Here is a 22,020-nt window from a genome sequence, read left to right as displayed (position 1 = left end):
TCAGGCGGGTCGTCTGGAGGCCGTGCGCGATAAAGTATCGAGGTGCGTTTTTCAGAAGGCCCCGCCGGAGACGGACGGGGCCTTTTGCGTTATGCGATGCAGCGCTCCCCATCCGTTACGGCCTTTGCATTTAACGGAGAGCATTGTGGACGATATCGACCATAGGCACTTAGGCAACAAGCTGGACCTGTTCCATCAGCAGGACGAAGGACCCGGGATGGTGTTCTGGCATCCGCGCGGGTGGGAGCTTTATCGCGTACTGGAAGATTACATCCGGCGCCGAATGCGGGGCGCCGGGTTTCGCGAAGTGCGTACGCCCCAACTACTGGCACGTTCGCTGTGGGAGCGCAGCGGGCACTGGGATAAATTTCAGGCCGGCATGTTTTCGGTGAACGGCAATCAAGATGAAGGCCACGAAAACCAGCCCTATTGCCTGAAACCCATGAGCTGTCCGTGCCATGTGCAGATTTTCAATCAGCGCATTCGTTCTTATCGCGACCTGCCGATCCGATACAGCGAGTTCGGCGCATGCCATCGCGACGAGCCGTCGGGCTCGCTCGAGGGCTTGAAACGCACGCGCGCTTTCACGCAAGACGATGCCCATGTCTTCTGCACGGAAGATCAGGTGGAAGCCGAGGTAGGACGGTTTTGCGACTTGCTTCGCGTGGTCTATGCCGACCTTGGCTTCTCGGCGTTCCGCGTTCAACTGGCTACGCGCCCGGATCAAAGGGCAGGCGATGACGCGGTCTGGGATCGCGCGGAAGAGGCGCTTGCGAAGGCCGCGGCGTCCGCGGGCCTGACGTTCGATGTGCGGCCGGGAGAAGGGGCTTTCTATGGCCCGAAGCTGGAGTTCCATCTTATGGATAGCCGCGACCGTAGCTGGCAGTGCGGCACGATCCAGCTTGATTTCGTCTTGCCGGACCGCCTTGATGCAAGCTTCGTTTCGTACGAGAACGAGCACCTTCGCCCGGTGATGATTCACCACGCGGTCCTGGGCAGCATGGAGCGGTTTATCGCGATGCTTCTCGAGCATCACGAGGGCTGGTTGCCCCTGTGGCTTGCGCCAGACCAGGTGACGGTGGCAACGGTGTCGGATGCGAGCTCGGCCTACGGGCAACGCGTGATGGACCTGCTGGATGAAGCGAACTTAAGGGCCGTGTTCCACGACAGGCCTGAACGGCTTGAACGAAAGATCGTCGATGCGCGCGAACAGCGGATACCGGTGTTCATCACGGTGGGCGCACGCGACCAGCGTGACGAGACGGTGTCGTTGAGGTTTCGAGACGGTACGCAAAACACTTTCACGATACGCGAGGGTATCGAACGTCTGGTTGAGATGAGCCGGGCGCCTGCCGAAGCCAGGTAGTAGAAATGGGAAGGGCCGCGACCGGCTCTTCCCAACCGAAACGCTCATCGCAGCCATTCCCAAGGGTTTCCCCTCATTAATTCCCGCTTGACCATCGCAATATGACGCCTTAAATTCTGTACATGTTCCTACATGTACTTTATAAAAGTGCATAAAAAGAACAAGCAACGGCGACGAAGCCTCTACGAACCACTGAAGCTTTCAATCAGGTTTCGACCGTCGCTTTTTAGAAAAACATGTGCATACTTGTGCTTTTGAAGAGACTGGACCTTCCAATCCTCATAGGCACAGGAGTCGCACCATGGTTAAACGAGCAGTAAAAACCGCAGAGGTCGGGCGCTCGAAGGCGCATATGGTTGCCGCCACGATCGAGCAGGAGATCCTCACCGGGCGTCTGCCGTTCGGGCAGCAACTCGAAAGCGAGAACGAACTGGTCGAGCGTTTTGCAGTCAGCCGCAACACCGTTCGCAAGGGGCTCGACCTGCTGACCAGCGGTGGCTTGATTACGCGCAAGGGCGGTATTGGTTCGTTCGTGACGTTCAACGGTCAGGCGCTTGACGGGACGCTCGGCTGGACCACCGCGATAGAAAAAGCGGGCGGCGCGCAGACCCGTCTGCTGCAAATCGCGCTGGTTGAAGACGAGACGCTTGCGCAAGAGTTGAAGCTTGAGCGCACGACCTTCGTGGCGATCGACCGGATGCGCATGATTGGCGCTGACGCGCAAGCGCAATGCATTTCGCTTGAACGCAGCCGCTTGCCGTTCAACGACGACCTCGCCGCGTTGCCGCTGGAGGGGCTCGTAGGCGGCTCGTTGAACCGGACGCTGATCGAGCATGGCATGGTGCCGCATCACGGTGAGCAGTGGGCCGAAGTGGTCGGCCTTGAAGCGGCCGATGCACGCCTGCTCAAGCGTCGTGCCGGTACCTCGTTCCTGCGTTCGCGGCGCGTCACGCGGGACCGGGATGAACGGATTATCGAGTATGTCGTGAGCTTGCTGGACCCGGCTTTTTTTGCACTACACCTGGAATTCTGATGTCTTCGTCTTTGCTTTTGAATCACCCCACGTTGGCGGATCGCGCACGCGGCGCCTTCTATGGTCTTGCACTCGGCGATGCGTTCGGCATGCCGACGCAGTCGCTCAGCCGGGAGCGCATCGTTGAGCAGTTCGGACGTATCGAGAAGCTGGAAAACGCGTTTCCGGATCAACCGATCGCGCCGGGTCTTCGGGCCGGCTCCATCACCGACGATACCGAACAAGCGGTTCTCGTTGCGCATTTGCTGGCCGACGGCCAAGGCAAGATCGAACCGATGGCGTTCGCGCATGCGTTGATCGAATGGGAAGCGTCGATGAAGGCGCGTGGTTCGCTCGATTTGCTCGGGCCATCGACGAAACAGGCTATCGAGCGCATTGCCGCCGGTGAAGACCCGCTGCGCACGGGCCGTTTTGGTACGACCAATGGCGCGGCCATGCGCGTGACGCCGGTCGGGATTGCGTTCGACTTGCGGCGCGGCGATGTGTTTATCGATGCCGTCGTGCAGTCGTGCGTCGTGACGCATAACACCACGCTTGGCATTTCGAGCGCGGCGGCGGTGGCAGCGGCGGTATCGGCCGGATTGAACGGCGCGAGCCTGGCCGAAGCGCTCGAGGCCGGTATTGCTATGGCCGAGGCCGCCGAGAGCCGAGGGTTCTGGGTCGCCGGCGGGCGTATTGCGCCGCGTATCCGTCATGCCCGTGAGTTGATGCGCAATTGCGCCGCGCATGAGGTGGCGGACACGATCTACGACGTGATCGGGACGTCGGTGGCATCGCAGGAATCAGTCGTGGCGACGTTCGCGCTGGCCTTTGACTCAGACGCACGCAACAGCACGATCGAAGCCGCCCTGGGGGCTGCAGCGAGCCTGGGAGGCGACACCGACACGATCGCCGCCATGCTCGGCGCGATCCTTGGTGCGTGCGCGGGTTATGACGCGCTGCCGGCGGGTCCCGTCGAGACCATTCGACGCGTGAATTCGCTCGATCTCGAGCCGCTGGTCGATCGTTTGCTTGGACTGCGCGCCGCCACTTCCTGACGCGTTTAACGCACTTTCCGCAGTATCCTTTTAATCTGGAGATCAGACTCAGATGGCTTCGTCACGCACGTCAAACAGCGCTCGCCGAGTCGAGACGCGTGGTATCGAACCTGTACCGGAAGGCGAATGTCATGGGCATCCGCTGCAGCTTTTCTGGGTCTGGTTCGCGGCCAACATCAGCATCCTCGGACTGCCGCTCGGCGCGACGCTGGTTGCTTTCCAGCATCTCGCGATCTGGCAGGCGGCGCTTGTGGCCGTGATCGGCGCGGCGGGATCGTTCGCCATTGTCGGGGTGATCTCCATCGCCGGGCGGCGCGGGCATGCACCGAGTCTCACACTGTCTCGTGCGATCTTCGGCGTGCGCGGCAACATTGGGCCGACCATCGTCTCGCTGTTATCGCGGCTCGGCTGGGAGACGGTCAACACGACCACCGCCGCGTACGTGCTGCTTTCCCTTGCGACCATTGTGTTCGGCACGCCCGCGGAAGCCAAGAACGCGCCGGTGCTGACGCTCGTGTTCATCGCCGTGTTCGTGGTGCTGACGTTGATTGTGTCGGGGCTCGGTCACGCGACGCTGCTCGTGATCCAGAAATGGTCGACGTATGTCTTCGGCGTGCTTAACTTGCTGGTGGCCGGATTTCTCGTGACAGCGATCAACTGGCATGCGGTTTTTAACGCAGCGCCTGCGCCGTTGAGCGCGGTGATCATCGGCATTGGCACGATTGCAGCGGGTACCGGGATTGGCTGGGCTAACGCAGGCGCCGATATGTCGCGCTATCAGGCGCCTACGGTCAAGGGACCGGCGCTGGTGGCATCCGCTGCGTTCGGCGCGGGCATTCCGCTGATTCTTCTCGTCACGCTTGGTGCGCTGCTCTCGGTGGGCAACGATCATCTCGCGTCGGCCACGGACCCGATTGCCGCGATCCGCGAAATGTTGCCTACGTGGATGGCTATTCCGTATTTGATCACGGCGTTCGGAGGCTTGTTGCTGTCCAATTATCTGTCCGTGTATTCCGCAGGTTTGACGACGCTCACACTCGGCCTCAAGGTGAAGCGCGTACAGGCGGTGGTGGTCGACGTCGTGGTGATCTTCACGGGCTCGATCTACTTCATGCTGATTGCGGGAAGCTTCTACGGTCCGTTCATCGGCTTCATTTCGCTGCTGGCGGTGCCTATCACGGCGTGGGTCGGTATCTTCGTGGTGGATCTGATCCATCGCGAGGAATACTCCCCGACGGACTTGCTCGATGTCTCCCCGCGCAGCGCGTACTGGTACAAAGGTGGCATTGAATGGCGTGCGTTCGGTGCATGGGCGCTCGCGATCGTGCTCGGTTTTTGCTTCCTTTCCACAGGTGCGATCCACGGCATATTTGCTGACTCATGGTTTGGACGCAATGGTCTTGGATGGATCGTGACATTCGTAGTGGCGGCAGGCGTGTACGCATTGTTAGGCGGTGCGCGCAGTACGGCTAAACGTTGGAAGACAGCATGACGCAAGCAGACTCACAGCAGCCAGCCAGATTGATTCATACGGGGCAGGTGATCGTCGACCTGGTCATGCAGATCGATGCGCTGCCCCCGCCCGGCGGCGACGTGCTTGCGCACAGCACATGCTTCGAAGTAGGCGGCGGCTTCAACGTGATGGCGGCGGCACGGCGCAGCGGCATGCGTGTGGTGTATCCGGGCGGTCATGGGCATGGACGTTTCGGCGATATGGCGCGCGAAGCGTTAACGCAGGAAGGCGTGGAGATCGCAGGGCCGGAGGTCGCGCAACAGGATACCGGCTTGTGCGTCGCCATTGTCGATGCATCCGCCGAGCGCACATTCGTCTCGTACATGGGCGCGGAAAGCGTGCTTGAGCGGCACGTGCTCGACGCGCTCTCGGTGAGTGCGCGAGACATCGTCTATGTAAGCGGCTATAGCCTGATGCTTGCGGACAAGGGCGCAGTGCTTGTCGACTGGCTTGAACAACTACCTTCCGGAACGCGCGTGGCGTTCGATCCGGGGCCGCTGGTTGATGCTATCGACGCAACTTTGCTCGCGCGTATGCTAGCCGTCGTGTCGATATGGACGAGCAACCGCGTAGAAGCATTGCGTTTCGCCAAGACCGACAATTTCGATGCAGCATTCGATTCGATCATCGCGCGGTTAGGAAGCGGCGCGCTTGCCATCGTGCGCGATAGCGCCTGCGGTTGTCATCTGCGAGTGGGTGAAGCACGCGACCATGTGCCGGGTTTCACGGTAAAGGCAGTCGATAGCAACGGCGCCGGCGATGCCCACGCCGGCGTGTTCCTTGCCGTACTCGCGACCGGCGCCGATGCACGAACGGCAGCTCGTCGCGCGAACGCTGCGGCAGCGATTTCCGTGACGCGACACGGACCTGCAACGTCGCCGGATGCCGCGGAAATCGATGCTTTTATTGCGTCGAATGATTAAGCAAACCAAGCAAGTATCACCGCGCGGCTAAGCGCGATTTCGCAAGCGCGTATATGCTCAGTTTCCCCGCGATGCATCCTGGAGAAACCGCATGACCTCAGCTACCGCTCGACAAATCGTGTTGGCTTCGCGTCCCACCAGCGGCCGCGCCGCGCTCTCCGATTTCCGTCTTGAAGACGTGACCATGCCCGTGCCGGGTGAAGGGCAGGTTCTGCTGCGCATCGACTATCTATCGCTTGATCCATACATGCGCGGCCGTATGAACGACGCACGTTCATACGCGAAACCTGCGCAACTCGGTGAGGCGATGCCGGGCGAGAGCGTGGCGACGGTAATCGAATCAAATAACACCGCGCTACCGACAGGCGCCCAGGTGCTCGTAAACGCGGGCTGGGTCAGCCACGCGGTGGCCAATGCCCGCTACCTGATTCCGCTATCCGCAGACGGTATTGCGACGCGCGCGTATCTTGGTGTGCTCGGTATGCCGGGCTTCACGGCTTATGCAGGCATGGCGGCGATCGGCAAGCCCAAGAGCGGCGAGACGGTCGTGGTCGGTGCCGCGAGCGGCCCGGTCGGCTCGCTTGTGGGGCAGCTTGGCAAGATCGCTGGCGCCCGTGTCGTGGGCATTGCCGGCGGTGCGAAGAAGTGCAGCTATGTGGTGGACGAACTCGGCTTCGATGCCGCCATCGACCATCGCGCGCCCGACTTCGCCGATCAATTGGCGAATGCGTGTCCCAAGGGTATCGACGTGTATTTCGAGAACATTGGCGGCGCGGTGTGGAAGGCGGTGTTGCCTTTGCTCAATCAATATGGCCGCGTGCCCGTCTGCGGACTAATGTCGCAGACGTCGGGCAGCAATGCAGGCGCCGACGATGGCCTCGCCGCGACCATGCGCGCGATTCTGACGCGCAGCCTGACGGTGCGCGGGTATATCAACTATGAGTTCCTGCCCGAGTATCGGGACGCTTTCCTGCGCGATGTCGGCGGCTTTTTGCGTGCGGGTCAGGTGAAGCATCTGGAGGACGTCACGGTGGGGCTGGAGAATGCGCCGCAAGCGTTCCTCGATATGATCGATGGCCGTAATTTCGGCAAGGTGCTGGTGCGGGTGGCTGAGGAAGCTTGATCGACTAACCGGCCCGCGCCAACGCTCAATCCTTCGGATTCACCAGCGACGTCAGCACATGATCCGCCCATTGCCCGTCGATCTTGAGATACGCCTTGGCCACGCCTTCATGCTCGAATCCGAGGCTCGCCAGCAGGCGCGCGCTGCGATCGTTCTCCGGCCGATAGCTCGCCATCACGCGATGCAGCCCGTAGGCATCGAAGATAAAACCCAGCGCTGCGGCAAGCGCCTCGCGCATCAGCCCGCGTCCCTCGTAATGCTGATCGATGGAATAGCCGAGATGACACGCCTGGAACGGCCCCCGCACGATGTTGGTGAAATGACAGTCGCCAATTAATGCATGACGGCGCTCGCCAGAGAAAATCAGCAGATGCAGCGCGGTACCGGCGGCCATCGCATCTTCCATTAACGCCATGCGTTCATTCGCGGCCTGCATGGTGAAGAAGGAGTCTTCTCGCAACGGCTCCCAGTGGTCGAGGTGCGCGCGATTGGCGAGCCGGTAGATCAGCAGTGCGCCGGTGTGCTGACTGCTGGCCGGACGTATCACGACCCGCTCCGTTTTCATGCCTTCCGGCGGGAATTGCGCCGTGGCGCGGTGCTCGGCGTCTATTGCCATAAGCGGTAAATTCCCCCTTCGCGATCGTGTTTAACTGCCATGCAGCAACCAGACGACAACGATACAGCGACGAAATAAAGGCGGCTTTTCGTGTGATGAAAAGAAGCAATAATTTCCTAAGCAGTGCATCGGACGGTGTCGTTTTCCGTCACCCGTCTTAAATTTCAGCTGGCAAAAAGTAGGTAAAAACCCTTATAATTCCCAAAGTTAAAGATTGAAGGAACTTTGGAAATGCCCCGCCGCTTTATGATCGTCGAGCGCATCGCTTTCGCGTTGCTGACCTTGTCCGCCGTTGCGGACGCCGGCTTTATCAGCTACGAAAAGAGCCCGAACTTCAGGGATAACATCCATGAAATCGTTCGCGTGAGCAAAGAGGTTTCGCTCATGTATCCGGCGACCGGCAACGACCCCTGGATGCCGCTCGCTTCCAGCTAACGTCTTAAGAAAGGCGCTCACGCCGGGCCTTTCACGCCGAGCGCCCCTTGTACGAAATCAAGAAACACCCGCACTCGCGGCGACAAATGCCGCCGGTTCGCAAACACCGCGTACAACTCGATTTCATCGCGGTGATAGGGCGCGAGGCACTCAACCAGCCTGCCCGCGCGCAAATCGTCTTCTATGTCCCACAGCGCCTTCAACGCAAGGCCGCGTCCTTTGAGCGCCCAGTCGTGGAGCACTTCGCCGCTGGCGGTCGAGAGCGTACCTCGTACCTGAATCTCGCGGCGCCGGCCGTCTTCCACGAATAACCACCTGTCGAAAACACGCTGCCCGCGCACGAGCCGCAGGCAATCGTGCGCGGCGAGATCGGCGAGCATTTGCGGTGTGCCGTGCCGCGCCAGGTACGCTGGCGCCGCGCACACAATACGCCGGCTCGACAGCAGTTTCTTCGCAATCACGCCGGTGTCCGCCGGCAAGCCGATGCGCAACGCCACGTCGAGATTGTCGTCGATCACATCCAGCCCGATATCGGACAGCACGAGCCGCACCTCGACCTCGGGGTACCGGTCCGAGAACGCCTCGATCAGCGGCGCGATCTGCTTGCGCCCAATCTCCGACGGCGCGCCGATGCACAACAAACCCTGCGGTACGCGCGCCTGAGCGCTGATCTCGGCCTCGGCGTCGTCGACGGCTTGCAGGATCGCGAGCGCGCGCTCATGAAACAGCGCGCCTTCCACCGTCAGGTCGAAGCGCCGCGACGTCCGCGTGACGAGGCGCACGCCAAGGCGCTTCTCCAGCGCTGCCAGCCGCCGGCTCATGGCGGCGGTCGAGCCATCGGTCTGGCGCGCCGCCGCCGAGAGGCTGCCGGCCTCCACCATCTGCGCAAACACGCGCAGGTCGTTGATTTCATCGGGCATCGACTGAGTCCATCTTGATTCGGTTCATCTTTCCACTTGACGCAACGATTCTATGCGGACGGATGCCTTTTCGCCACGCCCGCACGCGGCAATAATGCGCACATGACAACGGAGGAACAATCATGAAAGCACTGCGCTTCAACCAGCACGGCGATCCATCGGTCCTTTTTTCCAGCGATTTGCCGGAGCCTGCGCCATCCGGCGATGAAGCCGTCGTCCAGGTCTTCGCGGCATCGATCAATCCGAGCGACGTAAAGAACGTGCAAGGGCGCATGAGCCAGACGACGCTGCCGCGTACGCCCGGCCGCGACTATGCGGGCGTGGTGATTGCCGGTCCCGCCGAGTGGCTGGGCGCCCAGGTGTGGGGCTCGGGCGGCGACGTGGGTTTCACGCGCGACGGCACGCATGCCGAGCAGGTCGTCGTGCCGGTTGCGAGCCTGCGTCGCAAGCCGGTCAATCTGACCTTCGAGGAAGCATCGGCGATTGGCGTGAATTTCATCACGGCATGGTGCGCCGTGGTCGAGGCGGCGCAATTGCAGGCCGGTGAGAGCATCGTGATCATCGGGCTGGGCGGCGTCGGTGGCGCGGCTTCGCAAATCGCGAAACGGATCGGAGCGAAGGTGGTGGGCGTGGGGCGCGGAGCGGCTGCATCGAGCCCTTACGTCGATGCAATGGTGGATTCGCAAGCCCCCGATGCCATCGCGCGAATTCGTGAAGCAACGGGCGGCGGCGCAGCGGTCGTATTCGATACCGTCGGCGGATCGATGTTCGAAACGGCCTTGCACATGCTGAAGGTGGGCGGACGGCTGGTGGAGATATCGGCATCGGATCGTCGCGAAGTCACCTTCAACCTCGCGGATTTCTATCACAACGAGAGCCGCCTGATTGGCGTCGATACGTTGAAGCGCGATCTGGTTGCGTCCGCGCACATGCTGGAAGCGCTGCGCCCCGGCTTCGAAGACGGTAGCTACAAGGCGCCGGCCATCGCGCACACCTTCACGCTCGAGGACGCGCAAGCCGCCTACCAAGCGGTCGCCGAGGGCACGAAGGGCCGCGTGGTGCTGACACCGCAAACGAAACGGAGCTGACGCGATGCAACGCTGGCGACTCGCGCCGCAATCCATCCTGTTCGCTGTTTTCCTTGGCGCGCTGGCTGCATTGCCGCCCATTTCCATCGATATGGCTTTGCCTGCGCTTGGCAATATCGCAAACACGTTGCACGCGAGTGCGAGTCAGGCCGGGCTCACGCTGAGTCTGTTCATGGCGGGTTTTGCGGTGGGTCCGATCGTGTACGGTCCTCTTTCCGATGCACGTGGCCGCAAGCCTACTTTGCTGCTCGGTCTTGCATTGTTCACCGCGGGCGGAATTATTTCAGCGCTCGCGCCTGGCATCGCGGTGTTGCTCGGCGCGCGATTGGTGCAGGGCATTGGGGCCGGCGCCGGGATGACGATTGCGCTGGCGATCGTGCGCGACCTGTTCGAAGGCAACGCGATGCAGCACCGTCTTGCGGCCATCACCGTGGTCGCGAACGTCGCGCCGATTGTTGCGCCCTCCATTGGCGTCGGCTTGCTGGCAGCGATTGAATGGCGAGGAATATACGGCGTCATGGCCATCTGCGGACTGGTGGCGGCGCTGGCTACGTGGGCAGGCTTGACGGAATCGGCGCCGCCACGCAGCAGTGGCTTCGCACTGTCCGGGCTACGCGATGGATATAGACGCGCGCTGACACATCGCGCAGTGATGGGCCATATCCTCATCAACGGCCTGGGCTTCGGCTGGATGTTTGCGTACGTGGCGGGTTCGCCGCTGGTGCTGCTGCATGTCCTGCACGTCAGGCCGATCATCTATGCCGCAATGTTCGCGATGACCGGCGCCGGTATTGTCGCGGGTGCAACGGTAAACGGTTTCATCGCCGCGCGCGGTTTTGAATCGCGGCGCATTCTCGCCACCGCTATTTGCACGACGCTCGTCGCGACCCTCGGTTTGATTGCGCTGAGCGTAGTGCATCACGCCTCGTTGCTCACCATCATGCCGTGGCTCGTGGCGAGTACTTTTTGCTTCGGGCTCGCGGCTCCCAGTGCCGCACGCGGCGCGCTCGATCCCATTCCGGAATTGGCGGGCGTGACAGGCGGCTTGCTGACATCCATACAGATGCTGTGCGGGGCGGCGTCGAGTTCGTTCGTTGCGCTTCTCTTTCCAGTACTCGGCATTTTTTCGATGAGCGGTGTGATGGCCGTTTGCGCGTTGCTCGCGGGAATGGTCTGGATCTGGCTCGGGCAACGAGGTGAAATCGAGGCGCCCTCAGCGGTCGCCAATGCAAACTCGACCTCGACGATTTGAACGTCGTGAAACTCGCAGCGGCTTAGCGGTCTCATCAATTGTCAAACAACGTTATGTACTGGCGCTGAATTTCATGAAGCGGAATAAACGGGGTACAGGGTAGGACTTTGTGCGCTAACCGAAGAAATCCTTTGCAGAGAAAATTGTTTGCTTACCGTCATTTTTTCTTTGGGTTCGTGTCAACACACTTCGCGATGAGACGTTAAACGGGTACACGCGACGTCGTCGCCGCGTAGTTGTCAACCAACCTCAAGGGTCTCACTGCCATGAAAAAGCAACTCGTTGCCGCGACGCTCGTCGCTTTGTTCTCCGCTGGCGCATTCGCCCAAGCTTCGGCAACGGCTCCGGCCGTCGCTCCTGCTGCAACGGCTGCCGACGCAGCACCGGCTAGCGCCACGAAAGCGAAGAAGCATCATCACAAGAAGCATCACAAGCACGCAGGTACGGCTACGACGATCCCGTCGTCGGCACCGAAGCCCTAAGCTGGTTGAGCTTTAGCAAGCTTCAAGTTTTAGCGTCGTCGAGAAGAGCCCCGATCCAATCGGGGCTTTTTTTCATTGCGCTCGGCTTCCGCTCGGCTTCGTTTGGTTCGTGCTGGCAGGCCGTCCCCGGCGCGAGCAGACCCCCCCTCGTGTATCATTCACACCACGCGGCTTTTTCGGGCCATTTTTTCAGACCAACCCTCCGCCCGAATGCTCAACCCCACAGCTCTCTCCAGTACCGATGTCAATCTCCGAACTCAAACGGCGCCGCACCTTCGCGGTCATCTCTCACCCTGACGCGGGCAAGACCACGCTGACCGAAAAGCTGTTGCTGTTTTCGGGCGCGATCCAGATTGCAGGCACCGTCAAGGGGCGCAAGAGCAGCCGCTATGCGACGTCGGACTGGATGGAAATCGAAAAGCAGCGCGGCATTTCGGTCGCGAGCTCGGTCATGCAGTTCGAATACGGCGATTGCGTCATCAACCTGCTCGATACGCCGGGCCACGAAGACTTCTCTGAAGACACGTACCGCGTGCTGACGGCGGTGGATGCCGCCGTGATGGTGATCGACGGCGCCAACGGCGTTGAAGCGCAGACGCTCAAGTTGCTTGAAGTCTGCCGCAGCCGCCGCACGCCTATCCTCACGTTCATCAACAAGCTCGACCGTGAGGTGCGTCAACCGCTCGACCTGCTCGATGAAATCGAGCAGAACCTGGGTGTGGCCGCTGTGCCGTTCACCTGGCCTATTGGCATGGGCAAGGAATTCCAGGGCGTCTACGACATTGCGCACGATCAGGTGCGGGTATTCCGCGCGGGGCAAGATACGGCCGGCGGCGCGGTCGAGACCGTGCGTGCGCTCGACGATGCCGACGGTGTGCGTCGTTTCGGCCCGAGCTGGACGCGCGCGAAAGAGGAAATCGACTTGATCACGGGCGCCACGCCCGCGTTCGATCGCGCTGCGTTTCTTGCGGGCGAACAGTCACCGGTGTTGTTTGGATCGGCGATCAACAACTTCGGCGTGAAGGAGATTCTCGACGCGCTCGTCGAGCTCGCGCCGCCGCCGTCCATGCGCATGTCCGTGCAGCGCCCGGTGTTGCCGGAAGAGCCGCGTTTTACCGGCGTGGTTTTCAAGGTGCAGGCGAACATGGATCTGGCGCACCGTGACCGTGTGGCGTTCATTCGCGTGTGCTCGGGACACTTCGAGCGCGGCATGGCGCTGAAGGTGTCGCGCACCAACAAGACTTTCCGCGCGAACAACGTGGTGACGTTCCTGTCGCAACGCCGCGAGACGGTGAGTGAAGCGTTCCCGGGCGATATCATCGGCATTCCGAATCATGGCACGCTGAGTCTTGGTGATACCTTGACTGAAGGCGAACTGTTGCAGTTCGTCGGCTTGCCGTTCTTTGCGCCGGAAATTTTCCAGACGGTGGAAGTGGTCGATCCAATCCGCGCGAAGCAGCTGGGTGAAGCGCTACGGCAACTCGGCGATGAAGGTGCGATCCAGGTCTTCCGGCCGGTGCTTGGCGGGTCGACCATTCTGGGCGCTGTCGGGCAGTTGCAGTTTGAAGTGGTGTCGCACCGGTTATCGGCGGAATATAAAGTCGATGTGCGGATCATGCCGGCGCGGTATCGCATGTCGCGATGGGTGACGTGCGACGATGCCGCTGAATTGCGCCGCTTTACCGACGCGTATTCCGCTCGCATTGCACTCGATGCGTCGAACGCGCCGACGTATCTCGCGTCGCATGTTTCCGAAATCGATGTCGCGAAGAAGGCCTGGCCGAAGATCGTATTCAACGAGCTGCGCGAGCATTCCGGCGCGCCGTTCCAGAAGTCGATTTGATGGCTTGACAGGAGGGAGGTTGGTTGGATTGATGTGTGTCAGTTCAACCAGCGCCTCTCCAGTTCCAATCCGGGTGCGAACGTTATGGACCGGCAGTGTTATCTCTTGAGCTGAAACACGCTGTCGATTTCCACGGGAATGCCCATCGGCAATGTAAAAACGCCGATAGCACTTCGCGCCGGCAACCGGTCCGGACCGAATAGCGCAAGCAGCAAATCACTCGCACCATCGGCCACCTTCGGATGCGCCGTGAACCCGCTCTCCGCGCGAACATAAACGGTCAGGCGCGCACAACGTTCGATATTCTCGAGCCCGCACGCCTCTTCCACACACGCGAGAATCAGCAGCATGGTCCGCTGCGCCGCTTCTTGCGCCTCAGCGATCGAGAGATCGGTTCCCACGATTCCCACGACGGGCTTGCCGTCCTTGAACGGCCCCAGGCCTGAGACGAAGAGCTGGTCGCCCAAGGTCACCGTCGTCCGGTACGATCCAAGCGGATTGATCGGTGGAGGTAACTGGAGGCCGTGCTGGGTGAGGCGGCTTTGAATCTCGTTGTCCATGGCAATCAAACGTTCGTGAGAAAGAGCAAGTATGTCCGCTCTTTCGATTCCGCGTGATGTCACTGCACTGCGGTATGTTCCAGATGCGAATCTCGGCGGTAGCCAGCCGGGTATCAAGGGGGCGCCGCGTCGCTCGCTGGAAGTCGAATAATTCTCGTCGGGACGTCAGTCTGGCCCGACAACGGCGCCCAAGCGTTCGCAGCCTGCGGAAATGATCGCAACCTTACTTTTTACTTAACCCTGGATCTTTGACTGAGATTATCGGAGATCAATTTTCCATAGTTTGGAGTATCGGCCGTCTGGCCTTTCTAATAAAGCCGCGAATCCGGATCGCTTTCCTACTGTTGCGTTTGGTTACCGCGCATTTCATCCTTGGAATTCGACGGGCTAAAAACTTCTATCGAATTATTTTCTAATATTTTCTCGACTTGGCGACTCGAAAGGATATTTTTCCACATCCGGATTGCTTTTTTTCAACCCTACACTGAGCGCTCGATAATGACGGTCCGACACAATGAGCGCCATAAAGTCCACCAGGTTCGATTTACTTGACGGCTTGCGAGGTGTTGCAGCAATCGCCGTCATGCTTCACCACTACACGCAGCATACGGGTTGGGACTGGTTCGGCGGAGCGTGGGTTGCAGTCGACCTGTTCTTCGTACTGTCCGGCTTCGTGATCGCGCACAGTTACAGCAAGAAACTCCTGAACGGAATGTCGTTTCGCGAATTCGCATTCGTGCGGCTCGTCCGGCTCGCGCCGCTCTATCTGCTTGGGCTCGCGCTCGGCGTATGCGCCGTGTTGCTGTCGATGGCAAAAACCGGCACGCCGCATATATCGGGCACGCAACTCGCGACCGCCACTGTGCTGGGCGCGGCCTGGCTGCCGTACTTCAATAATATCGGCTGGCCTTTTGGTACGGACGCCATCGTCGGCGCGACCTTTCCGTTGAATGATCCATCGTGGTCGTTATTCTTCGAGTTATTCGTCAACGTTGTTTTCGCCGCTTACCTGTACAAGTTTCGCAAACTCCCGAACGCCAGATATTCGCTACTCGCGTTCATCGCGTTTATCGCCTGCACGATAATCTTTCGGCAAATCAATCCAGGCTGGCGGGCGGAGAGTTTTCTCCTGGGATTCCCGCGCGTTATTGCTGAGTTCTTCGCCGGGGTCTTCATCTTTTCGGCGGGGCTCCAGTTTAAAAAGCCGCACATCGTGTTTACCGCGACGATCACAATAGCGGCGCTGGCATGCTTTGCGATTGGCAATCCCAAGGTGGCATTCGTTAATTCACTTACTCTCGTGCCTTTATCGGTTGCGCTGCTTTGTTCCGTGTCGATAGAAGGTATTGGCAAAGGGGTCTGCCAGGTGCTGGGCGAACTCTCTTATCCGCTTTACGTGATCCATTTTCCGGTCTATCGGCTGGTGTTCGAATCGTTCGATATCCGGGCGCTCAACCCGGTCGCCCAGACGCTGGTCGTGGCTGGCATCTCGATCGTGCTTGCCTTGCTGCTCGCGCGAGCGGATCAGGAACTCAGAAGGAAGCTGACGAGTTTCATCAAGGCCAAGTCGCCGGCCGCCGCGGTCTGATCGAGGCCATTCAGGCAAGACGAAAATCAGCGGATTATTCAAAGTCCGCTGAAAACGCGGTCCGGGCTAAACTTGCGATTTCCTCCCCCGGCATCGCAAAGCCATGACCGCCTCCCGTTTCAGCAATTCCGCGCGCTATTGGCGCTCGCCGCTCGTGCCCGGCGCGGAAATGCTCACGGCTGAGTATTACGATCATACGTTCACGCCCCACTGGCACGACGCGTACACCGTTCCCGTCATTGAAGCGGGCGCGGAGCAATACGACTATCGCGGATCGAATTTCGTGGCCGAGGCGGGATCGGTGCCGGTCATCAATCCGGGCGAACTCCATACCGGTGCGCGGGCGGTGGATCTGGGCTGGCGGTATCGCGTGTTTTATCTGCCGGTCGATTTCGTGCAGTCCGTCGCTAACGAAGTGGCCGGCCGCGCCCAGCCCATGCCGTGGTTCTCCGCCGATGTCATTCGCGACCCCGATCTCGCCCAACGCGTGCAGATTGCGCATCAGGCCATGGAAGCCAACCTGGATCCGCTCGGGGCGGAGCACGCGTTGCTCGACGCGGTATCCACGCTGCTTGCGCGTCACGCCGGACAGCGGCCGCAGATACAGCGCATGCATCAGGACACTGCGCGTGTGAATACGATGAAAGCCCGCCTCACCGATGACCTGACCGAGCCGCTAACGCTTGCCGAACTCGCGCAGACGGTGGGACTCTCGACCTTCCACGCCGCGCGCCTGTTCACGCGTGAGACCGGGCTTGCCCCTCATGCGTGGCGCAACCAGATGCGTGTCAATCGCGCGCTCGATGCCTTGCGCGCGGGCGTTCCAGTGACGGACGTGGCGGCGGCGAGCGGCTTCACCGACCAGAGCCATTTCACGCGGCACTTTAAAAAGACCTTCGGCGTGTCGCCCGGACGCTGGCGCTAGCGCGCGCATCCTGTTGATGTAACCCGACCGCAAGAACGTACAAGCGCACAAACGCGGCGCGTCTTATCCTCGCTATCAACGGAGGAGACATTGAACTCATCGCATCAGGACCAGCAGGTCCATCAGCCGGGTAACCTCGCCGAATTCGGCGCAGGCGCACGCGACACCATTCCCATGATGGTCGGCGCCGCGCCATTTGGCGTGATCTTCGGCACGCTCGCCGCCACCGGTCCGCTGCACGCGTGGTCGGTGCAACTTATGTCGCTTGCCGTGTTTGCCGGCTCCGCGCAGTTCATTGCGCTTGGACTGATTGCCGGCCATGCGAGTTTTGCGGTGATCTGGGCAACCACGTTCATCGTCAACCTGCGTCACGTGCTGTACTCCGCAACGCTCGCGCCTTACGTCGCGCACTTGCCTGCGCGCTGGCGCTGGACGCTCGGCGCGTTCATGACGGATGAGGTATTTGCCGTTTCGTACGCGCATTATCAGCGCCGGGCACCGGGCGAAACCGGGCCGTATTACTTCCTTGGCTCGGGCGTTTCCATGTATGTGAACTGGCAGATATGGACCGTCGCCGGGCTGCTGTTCGGGTCGGCGTTTCCCGGTCTCCAGTCGAAGGGACTCGACTTCGCGATGGTCGCCACGTTCATTGCGATCATCGTGCCGCAGCTTGTTGCGTTGCGTTTTGTGGCGGCGGCGCTTGCAGCCGGCATATTGTCGTTTGCGTGGAATGACTGGCCTTACAAGCTCGGTTTGCTTGCTGCAGTCGTGGTCGGAGTGGCGGTGGGCATGCTGCTGTCGATGCGTGCAAAAGACTCAACGGACTCCGCGCGACGCCCGGCACAACGTCGCCAACGTCCTGCGGAAATGGAGCGCGCCGAATGAAATACGCTCTTCTGATCCTGGGCATGGCGGTGATTACCTACGGCATTCGCTCCGCGGTTTTCGTATTCGGCGAGCGCCTGAGCTTTCCGCCCATCGTGCGCATGGGGCTCAATTTCGTGCCGGTGACGGTGCTGACGGCGATTATCGTACCCATGACGTTTGCGCCTCACGGCGGCGCCGCCGAGCTTACCTGGCGCAATTCGCAATTGATCGCGGCGGTGGTCGCCGTGGTTGTGTGTGCGGTTACGCGCAAGCCCTTGCTGACCATTGCGGTCTCGCTGGCGGTGTTCTTCGGCTGGCAAATGATGGTTTAGATGGCCGGTCGTGCCTAGTCTTCGATCGGCGATAACGCCTCAAGCGGCATCTGCTTCTCGTGCCCCAACGTGATCGCAGGGACGAAGAGAAGAAACCCGACGACGAAAATCGCGATCACGAAAATCGACAGGAACGTCAGGTGAAGGGACTGATGCAGCACCTGACGGATTGCATCGCTGCTGCCGAGGTTCGTCACCTGATTCTGAAGCAGGGCCCTCAACTGATCCGATGTAACCGCTGCCGCGCCGTTCGAATGACTCAGACCGAAGTTGAGCACGGCGCCGAACAAGGTCGCGCCGATCGTGCTGCCGAGATTTCGCGAGAACAGATTCGATGCAGTCGCGCTGCCGCGCTGCGCAATATCGACTATTTCCTGGATCAGCACGAGAGAACTGACGCTCGCGGTCCCCATACCGAAGCCCATGATGAGCGAACCACACGCTGCGATGAGCGGTGAACTGTCCGGCGACAACACGATCAGGAACACTGCGCCCAACGGGATAAACGCACTGCCGCCAATCAAAATGCGCCGCAACCCGATGCGATGAAACGACTTGGCGGCCAGTGTCGCGCCGACGGGCCATCCGACCATCATCATGGTCAATGCCAGACCGGCGATCACCGGCGAGCGATGCAGGACGCCCTGCACGTACATCGGCAGGAACGTAGTAGCACCCATCAGGATCATGCCGGACAGGACGGTCGATCCGTTGCACGCGGCGATCGGCCGGCGGCTCCAGAGCGCGAACGAGATCATGGGTTCGGTTGCCCGTTTCTCCTGCATCAGGAAGAACAGCAGGCACACGATAAAGAACCCGCCCGCGATCAAGGCTTTCGTGATGTCGTCATTGCCTGCATACGTCAGCGACATCATCAGCGCGGCGATCGACACCATGAAAAGCGCAGCGCCCGCGAAGTCGATGGAAGGGCGCGCGTGCCGCTCGGATTCCTTCAGGAACGCGATGAACCCCGCTGCCGATGCGAGGCCGATCGGCACGTTCATCCAGAAGATCCAGGCCCACGAGAAATCGCGGATGATGAGCCCGCCGACCATGGGCCCGACCACCGCCGATATGGCCCAGACACTTGCCAGATAACCTTGCACCTTGCCGCGTTCGCGCGCGGGATAGAGGTCGGCGACGATCGTCAGCGTGACCGGCTGGATCGCGCCGGCGCCTACTCCCTGGATCAGCCGGAACGCGATCATGGCGGGCATTGACCAGGCGAAGCCGGCGAGTATCGAGCCGATCAGGAAGATCGCAATGCCGGCAAGAACAACGGGCTTGCGGCCATACAGGTCCGCGAGCTTGCCGAAGATGACTGTTGTAGCCGTTTGCGTCAGCAGGAAGGACGAAAAGACCCAGCTATAGAGATGCAGGTCGCCAAGCTGCGAGACGATCTGCGGCATGGCAGTGGACACGATGGTGGCTTCGATGGCGACCATTGCCATTGAAGCCATGACCGCTGCAATGACAAGAGGACGCGACGATTGCGGGCTGCGGGACATGGAGATTGTTGTAATGAGGGGCGCGGACAAAGTCGCAGGGTCTTGGCGCTGCGACGCGTGATGCGGTCGCGATGACGCGGCCATAGAAGAGTATGCACCTCGATGGAAATGTTCGCTGAACCCGGGGCGCCCCAGAGGCGTCTGTGTTGGCAACGCGGCGTTGTCTCCATTGCCGTGTAAAGCCTCGTCAGCCATGCGCTTTTGTTCACGCAGCATGTTGTGACACACTTGGGTAATCGACGCGAATGCTTTCATTTCATCCGTCGATTCGCTTAAGGCAATATCTTTCTAAATCGAGGTCCGACAATGACATCCACGCCCATTCCAGCCAACCCGGATTCGGCCGCAACGCGCCTTGAAGCGCTTGGACTCGTGCTGCCGAAAGTGCCTGCGCCTCGCGGCGCGTTCAAGCCTTTCTCACGCTCGGGCTCGCTGATCTTTCTTGCCGGACAGATATGCGAATGGGAAGGTGAAGTCCGATACGCCGGTCCTGTCGGCACGGAGCAGGATCTTGAAGCGGGGCAAAGGGCAGCGCAAATTTGCGGACTCAATCTGCTCGCAGCGCTTCATCTTGCGCTCGATGGCGACCTCGATCGCGTGGTCAGTTGTCATCGGATGGGCGGGTTTGTGTATTGCACACCGGGTTATCCTGACGTGCCGAAAGTCATCAATGGCGCCTCCGATCTCATGTTCGCGGTGTTCGGCGAACGAGGCCGGCACGCGCGGACCGCGGTGGGCGTGGCGACGCTTCCGGCGGGGGCGTCGGTAGAGGTGGATGCGATCTTTGAAGTCCGCTGATTGCCTTTTCTGTTTCCAGGAGTTCAAGTGCTCGATAGCTTGTTGATCACCCATGTCCGTCTGCCGGACGGCACCCCTGTCGATATTGCTGTCAGCGGCGCACGGATCGAAGAGATCGGCCCGAACCTGCAGCGCGGTGCTGACGTCGTGCGCGAAAACGGCGAGGGTGCGCTGGTCCTGCCGGGGTTTGTCGAAGGCCATACGCATCTCGACAAAACGAATTGGGGCTTGCCGTGGTATCGCAACGAAGTGGGTCCGAGGCTTGTCGACAGGATCGAGAACGAACGATCGTGGCGCGCAAGCACTGGGCATGATGCAGGCGCGCAGTCGCTGGCGCTCGCGCGGGCTTTTCTTGCAGCGGGAACGACGCGGCTTAGAACGCACGTGGATATAGACACGGACGCCGGGCTCAGGCATTTGCACGGTGTGCTGGCGACGCGCGAAACGCTGGCCGATGTCATGGAGATACAGGTCGTGGCGTTCCCGCAGTCAGGCATGCTGCGTCGCCCAGGGACCGACGCGCTCCTGAGCGAAGCGCTGAGTGCCGGCGCCGACGTGCTTGGCGCGCTTGATCCTGCACTCATCGACCAGGACCCGGTTGCTTCGCTCGACATCACGTTCGAGATTGCGAACCGTCATCAGAAGCCTATCGATATCCATCTTCACGAACCCGGCGAGGTGGGCGCGTTCACCTTCAACTTGCTGCTGGACCGCGTCAAGGCGTTGGGCATGCAGGGGCGTGTAGTGGTCAGTCATGCGTTCTGCCTGGGGCAGCTTCCTGATCGCGAACGTAACGCATTGTTGGCGAGGATCGCGGATCTCGATGTCGCGCTGTTGACTACGGCGCCCCCATCCGTAGCAGTTCCTTCGATGCGTGCTTGCATCGACGCAGGCGTAACGCTATTTGCGGGCAACGACGGAATACGCGATACATGGACGCCTTTTGGCAAACCCGACATGCTCGAGCGAGCGATGTTCGTTGGCATGCGCTACGACCTCCGGCGCGACGAAGACCTCGCTCTTGCGTTTGATTGCGTCAGTACATTGGGTGCGTGGGCATGTGGATTCAAGGACTATGGACTGCACGAAGGCGCGCTGGCCGATCTTGTTCTGGTAGACGCTGAGACAGTGGCTCAAGCCGTTGTTTCCCGACCGGCTCGCAAGCTCGTGGTTGCACGCGGAAGGATCGTTGCGCGCGATGGGGTTGCATCGATATGAAACTGATCGCCGAGCGTCTTTATCTCAGGGATCTGGAGCCATCCGACGTCGATGCAGTTCATGAATATGCAAGCTCACTCGATGTCGTGTTGCATCAGGAATGGGGACCCAACACGATCGAGCAGACGAGGGAATTCGTTGCCGGCTGCGTGCTGGGGAATTCGATACCCGACAAAGAAACCTTGGATCTGGCAGCCGTGCTCAACGACGGCAGCCTGATAGGCAGCTATCGCGCAACCTTGTCGGAAGATGGTATGGAGGCCGAGATTGGGTACTCGCTCAATCCTCGCTATTGGAACAAGGGCTACGGTACCGAAGCGGCGAAACGGCTGGTCGACTACCTGGCGCGCGAGTTGAAAGTGCGCGAAATCTTCGCGACCAGCAGGCCGGAGAATCTCGCCTCCATTCATGTGCTGGAGAAACTCGGGATGCGGCAAGTGGATCTTTATCGCAGGAACGTGTTGATCAGGGGCAAGTGGCGCGACACGCTGGTATTTTCAGTAAAAGTTTAATGAACGGTGTGAAGCAGGGTTCTCAAGCGATGTGAGTTGCTTCCCTATGCCCAGGGCTATTCGCGTTCACATTCAGACCGC

General features: G+C 60.4%; 22 protein-coding genes. 18 read left to right on the top strand and 4 right to left on the bottom strand.

The window, feature by feature from the left end:
* The first annotated feature begins 145 nt into the window (after positions 1 to 145).
* From thrS to ACSOSP_RS22565, 6 genes are all read left to right on the top strand, one after another.
* Positions 146 to 1,366 carry a threonine--tRNA ligase gene (gene thrS, locus ACSOSP_RS22590; RefSeq protein WP_455313143.1) on the top strand — a complete coding sequence of 407 codons (1,221 nt, stop codon included), beginning with the start codon at positions 146 to 148 and terminating at the stop codon, positions 1,364 to 1,366.
* Positions 1,367 to 1,667: 301 nt separating this feature from the next.
* The gene (locus ACSOSP_RS22585; protein ID WP_455313142.1) at positions 1,668 to 2,399 is read left to right on the top strand and encodes a GntR family transcriptional regulator; all 732 of its coding nucleotides are present in this window, start codon (positions 1,668 to 1,670) and stop codon (positions 2,397 to 2,399) included.
* The gene (locus ACSOSP_RS22580) at positions 2,399 to 3,436 is read left to right on the top strand and encodes an ADP-ribosylglycohydrolase family protein (protein ID WP_455313141.1); all 1,038 of its coding nucleotides are present in this window, start codon (positions 2,399 to 2,401) and stop codon (positions 3,434 to 3,436) included. Before ACSOSP_RS22585 ends, ACSOSP_RS22580 begins: the two co-directional genes overlap by 1 nt.
* Positions 3,437 to 3,488: 52 nt before the next feature.
* Positions 3,489 to 4,928: a purine-cytosine permease family protein gene (locus ACSOSP_RS22575; protein ID WP_455313140.1), complete on the top strand. Its 1,440-nt coding sequence runs from the start codon at positions 3,489 to 3,491 to the stop codon at positions 4,926 to 4,928.
* Positions 4,925 to 5,872: a PfkB family carbohydrate kinase gene (locus ACSOSP_RS22570; protein ID WP_455313139.1), complete on the top strand. Its 948-nt coding sequence runs from the start codon at positions 4,925 to 4,927 to the stop codon at positions 5,870 to 5,872. Before ACSOSP_RS22575 ends, ACSOSP_RS22570 begins: the two co-directional genes overlap by 4 nt.
* 91 nt (positions 5,873 to 5,963) lie before the next feature.
* Positions 5,964 to 6,995 carry an NADP-dependent oxidoreductase gene (locus ACSOSP_RS22565; protein WP_455313138.1) on the top strand — a complete coding sequence of 344 codons (1,032 nt, stop codon included), beginning with the start codon at positions 5,964 to 5,966 and terminating at the stop codon, positions 6,993 to 6,995.
* Positions 6,996 to 7,020: 25 nt separating this feature from the next.
* Here ACSOSP_RS22565 and ACSOSP_RS22560 read toward each other — a convergent pair whose 3' ends face one another.
* A complete protein-coding gene (locus tag ACSOSP_RS22560; RefSeq protein WP_455313137.1) occupies positions 7,021 to 7,611 on the bottom strand; it encodes a GNAT family N-acetyltransferase in 591 nt (196 codons plus the stop codon).
* A gap of 231 nt (positions 7,612 to 7,842) precedes the next feature.
* Between ACSOSP_RS22560 and ACSOSP_RS22555 the strand changes: the two genes are divergently transcribed.
* Positions 7,843 to 8,046 carry a hypothetical protein gene (locus ACSOSP_RS22555; RefSeq protein WP_455313136.1) on the top strand — a complete coding sequence of 68 codons (204 nt, stop codon included), beginning with the start codon at positions 7,843 to 7,845 and terminating at the stop codon, positions 8,044 to 8,046.
* Between the two features lie 17 nt (positions 8,047 to 8,063).
* Here ACSOSP_RS22555 and ACSOSP_RS22550 read toward each other — a convergent pair whose 3' ends face one another.
* Positions 8,064 to 8,966 (bottom strand): LysR family transcriptional regulator, encoded by a 903-nt coding sequence (locus ACSOSP_RS22550; RefSeq protein ID WP_455313135.1) that lies wholly within the window; start codon positions 8,964 to 8,966, stop codon positions 8,064 to 8,066.
* Positions 8,967 to 9,088: 122 nt separating this feature from the next.
* Between ACSOSP_RS22550 and ACSOSP_RS22545 the strand changes: the two genes are divergently transcribed.
* From ACSOSP_RS22545 to ACSOSP_RS22530, 4 genes are all read left to right on the top strand, one after another.
* On the top strand, positions 9,089 to 10,054 hold the full coding sequence (locus ACSOSP_RS22545) for a quinone oxidoreductase family protein (protein ID WP_455313134.1): 966 nt from the start codon (positions 9,089 to 9,091) through the stop codon (positions 10,052 to 10,054).
* 4 nt (positions 10,055 to 10,058) lie between these two features.
* A complete protein-coding gene (locus tag ACSOSP_RS22540) occupies positions 10,059 to 11,306 on the top strand; it encodes a multidrug effflux MFS transporter (RefSeq protein WP_455313133.1) in 1,248 nt (415 codons plus the stop codon).
* A 266-nt stretch (positions 11,307 to 11,572) separates the two neighbouring features.
* Entirely contained in the window at positions 11,573 to 11,788 is a 216-nt protein-coding gene (locus tag ACSOSP_RS22535; protein ID WP_031360179.1) for a hypothetical protein, read from the top strand.
* Positions 11,789 to 12,029: 241 nt separating this feature from the next.
* Positions 12,030 to 13,631, top strand: a complete 1,602-nt coding sequence (locus ACSOSP_RS22530) for a peptide chain release factor 3 (protein ID WP_455313132.1) — start codon at positions 12,030 to 12,032, stop codon at positions 13,629 to 13,631.
* 98 nt (positions 13,632 to 13,729) lie between these two features.
* Here the strand turns inward: ACSOSP_RS22530 and ACSOSP_RS22525 are convergent, their stop codons facing one another.
* Positions 13,730 to 14,191 carry a RidA family protein gene (locus tag ACSOSP_RS22525; RefSeq protein WP_455313131.1) on the bottom strand — a complete coding sequence of 154 codons (462 nt, stop codon included), beginning with the start codon at positions 14,189 to 14,191 and terminating at the stop codon, positions 13,730 to 13,732.
* A gap of 514 nt (positions 14,192 to 14,705) precedes the next feature.
* On the opposite strand from ACSOSP_RS22525, the gene ACSOSP_RS22520 reads away from it, so the two are divergent.
* From ACSOSP_RS22520 to ACSOSP_RS22505, 4 genes are all read left to right on the top strand, one after another.
* The gene (locus ACSOSP_RS22520) at positions 14,706 to 15,779 is read left to right on the top strand and encodes an acyltransferase family protein (protein WP_455313130.1); all 1,074 of its coding nucleotides are present in this window, start codon (positions 14,706 to 14,708) and stop codon (positions 15,777 to 15,779) included.
* 103 nt (positions 15,780 to 15,882) lie between these two features.
* On the top strand, positions 15,883 to 16,704 hold the full coding sequence (locus tag ACSOSP_RS22515) for an AraC family transcriptional regulator (protein WP_455313129.1): 822 nt from the start codon (positions 15,883 to 15,885) through the stop codon (positions 16,702 to 16,704).
* Positions 16,705 to 16,878: 174 nt separating this feature from the next.
* Positions 16,879 to 17,589 carry an AzlC family ABC transporter permease gene (locus ACSOSP_RS22510; protein ID WP_455313637.1) on the top strand — a complete coding sequence of 237 codons (711 nt, stop codon included), beginning with the start codon at positions 16,879 to 16,881 and terminating at the stop codon, positions 17,587 to 17,589.
* On the top strand, positions 17,586 to 17,903 hold the full coding sequence (locus ACSOSP_RS22505; protein WP_031360186.1) for an AzlD domain-containing protein: 318 nt from the start codon (positions 17,586 to 17,588) through the stop codon (positions 17,901 to 17,903). Before ACSOSP_RS22510 ends, ACSOSP_RS22505 begins: the two co-directional genes overlap by 4 nt.
* Before the next feature lie 14 nt (positions 17,904 to 17,917).
* Here ACSOSP_RS22505 and ACSOSP_RS22500 read toward each other — a convergent pair whose 3' ends face one another.
* The gene (locus tag ACSOSP_RS22500) at positions 17,918 to 19,411 is read right to left on the bottom strand and encodes an MDR family MFS transporter (protein ID WP_455313128.1); all 1,494 of its coding nucleotides are present in this window, start codon (positions 19,409 to 19,411) and stop codon (positions 17,918 to 17,920) included.
* A 306-nt stretch (positions 19,412 to 19,717) separates the two neighbouring features.
* Here ACSOSP_RS22500 and ACSOSP_RS22495 point away from each other — a divergent pair, with 306 nt between their 5' ends.
* Genes ACSOSP_RS22495 through ACSOSP_RS22485 form a run of 3 tightly spaced genes read left to right on the top strand, consistent with a single transcriptional unit; the run spans position 19,718 to position 21,939 of the window.
* Complete coding sequence (locus ACSOSP_RS22495; protein ID WP_455313127.1) at positions 19,718 to 20,209, top strand: RidA family protein; 492 nt, start codon at positions 19,718 to 19,720, stop codon at positions 20,207 to 20,209.
* A 27-nt stretch (positions 20,210 to 20,236) separates the two neighbouring features.
* The gene (locus tag ACSOSP_RS22490) at positions 20,237 to 21,427 is read left to right on the top strand and encodes an amidohydrolase family protein (RefSeq protein WP_455313126.1); all 1,191 of its coding nucleotides are present in this window, start codon (positions 20,237 to 20,239) and stop codon (positions 21,425 to 21,427) included.
* Positions 21,424 to 21,939, top strand: coding sequence for a GNAT family N-acetyltransferase (locus ACSOSP_RS22485; RefSeq protein WP_455313125.1), 516 nt, complete (start codon positions 21,424 to 21,426; stop codon positions 21,937 to 21,939). The genes ACSOSP_RS22490 and ACSOSP_RS22485 overlap by 4 nt, the downstream gene beginning before the upstream one ends.
* The last annotated feature ends 81 nt before the right edge of the window (positions 21,940 to 22,020 follow it).

The organism is Caballeronia sp. KNU42 (assembly GCF_053760385.1).
This window is presented reverse-complemented; position numbering and strand designations above follow the sequence as displayed.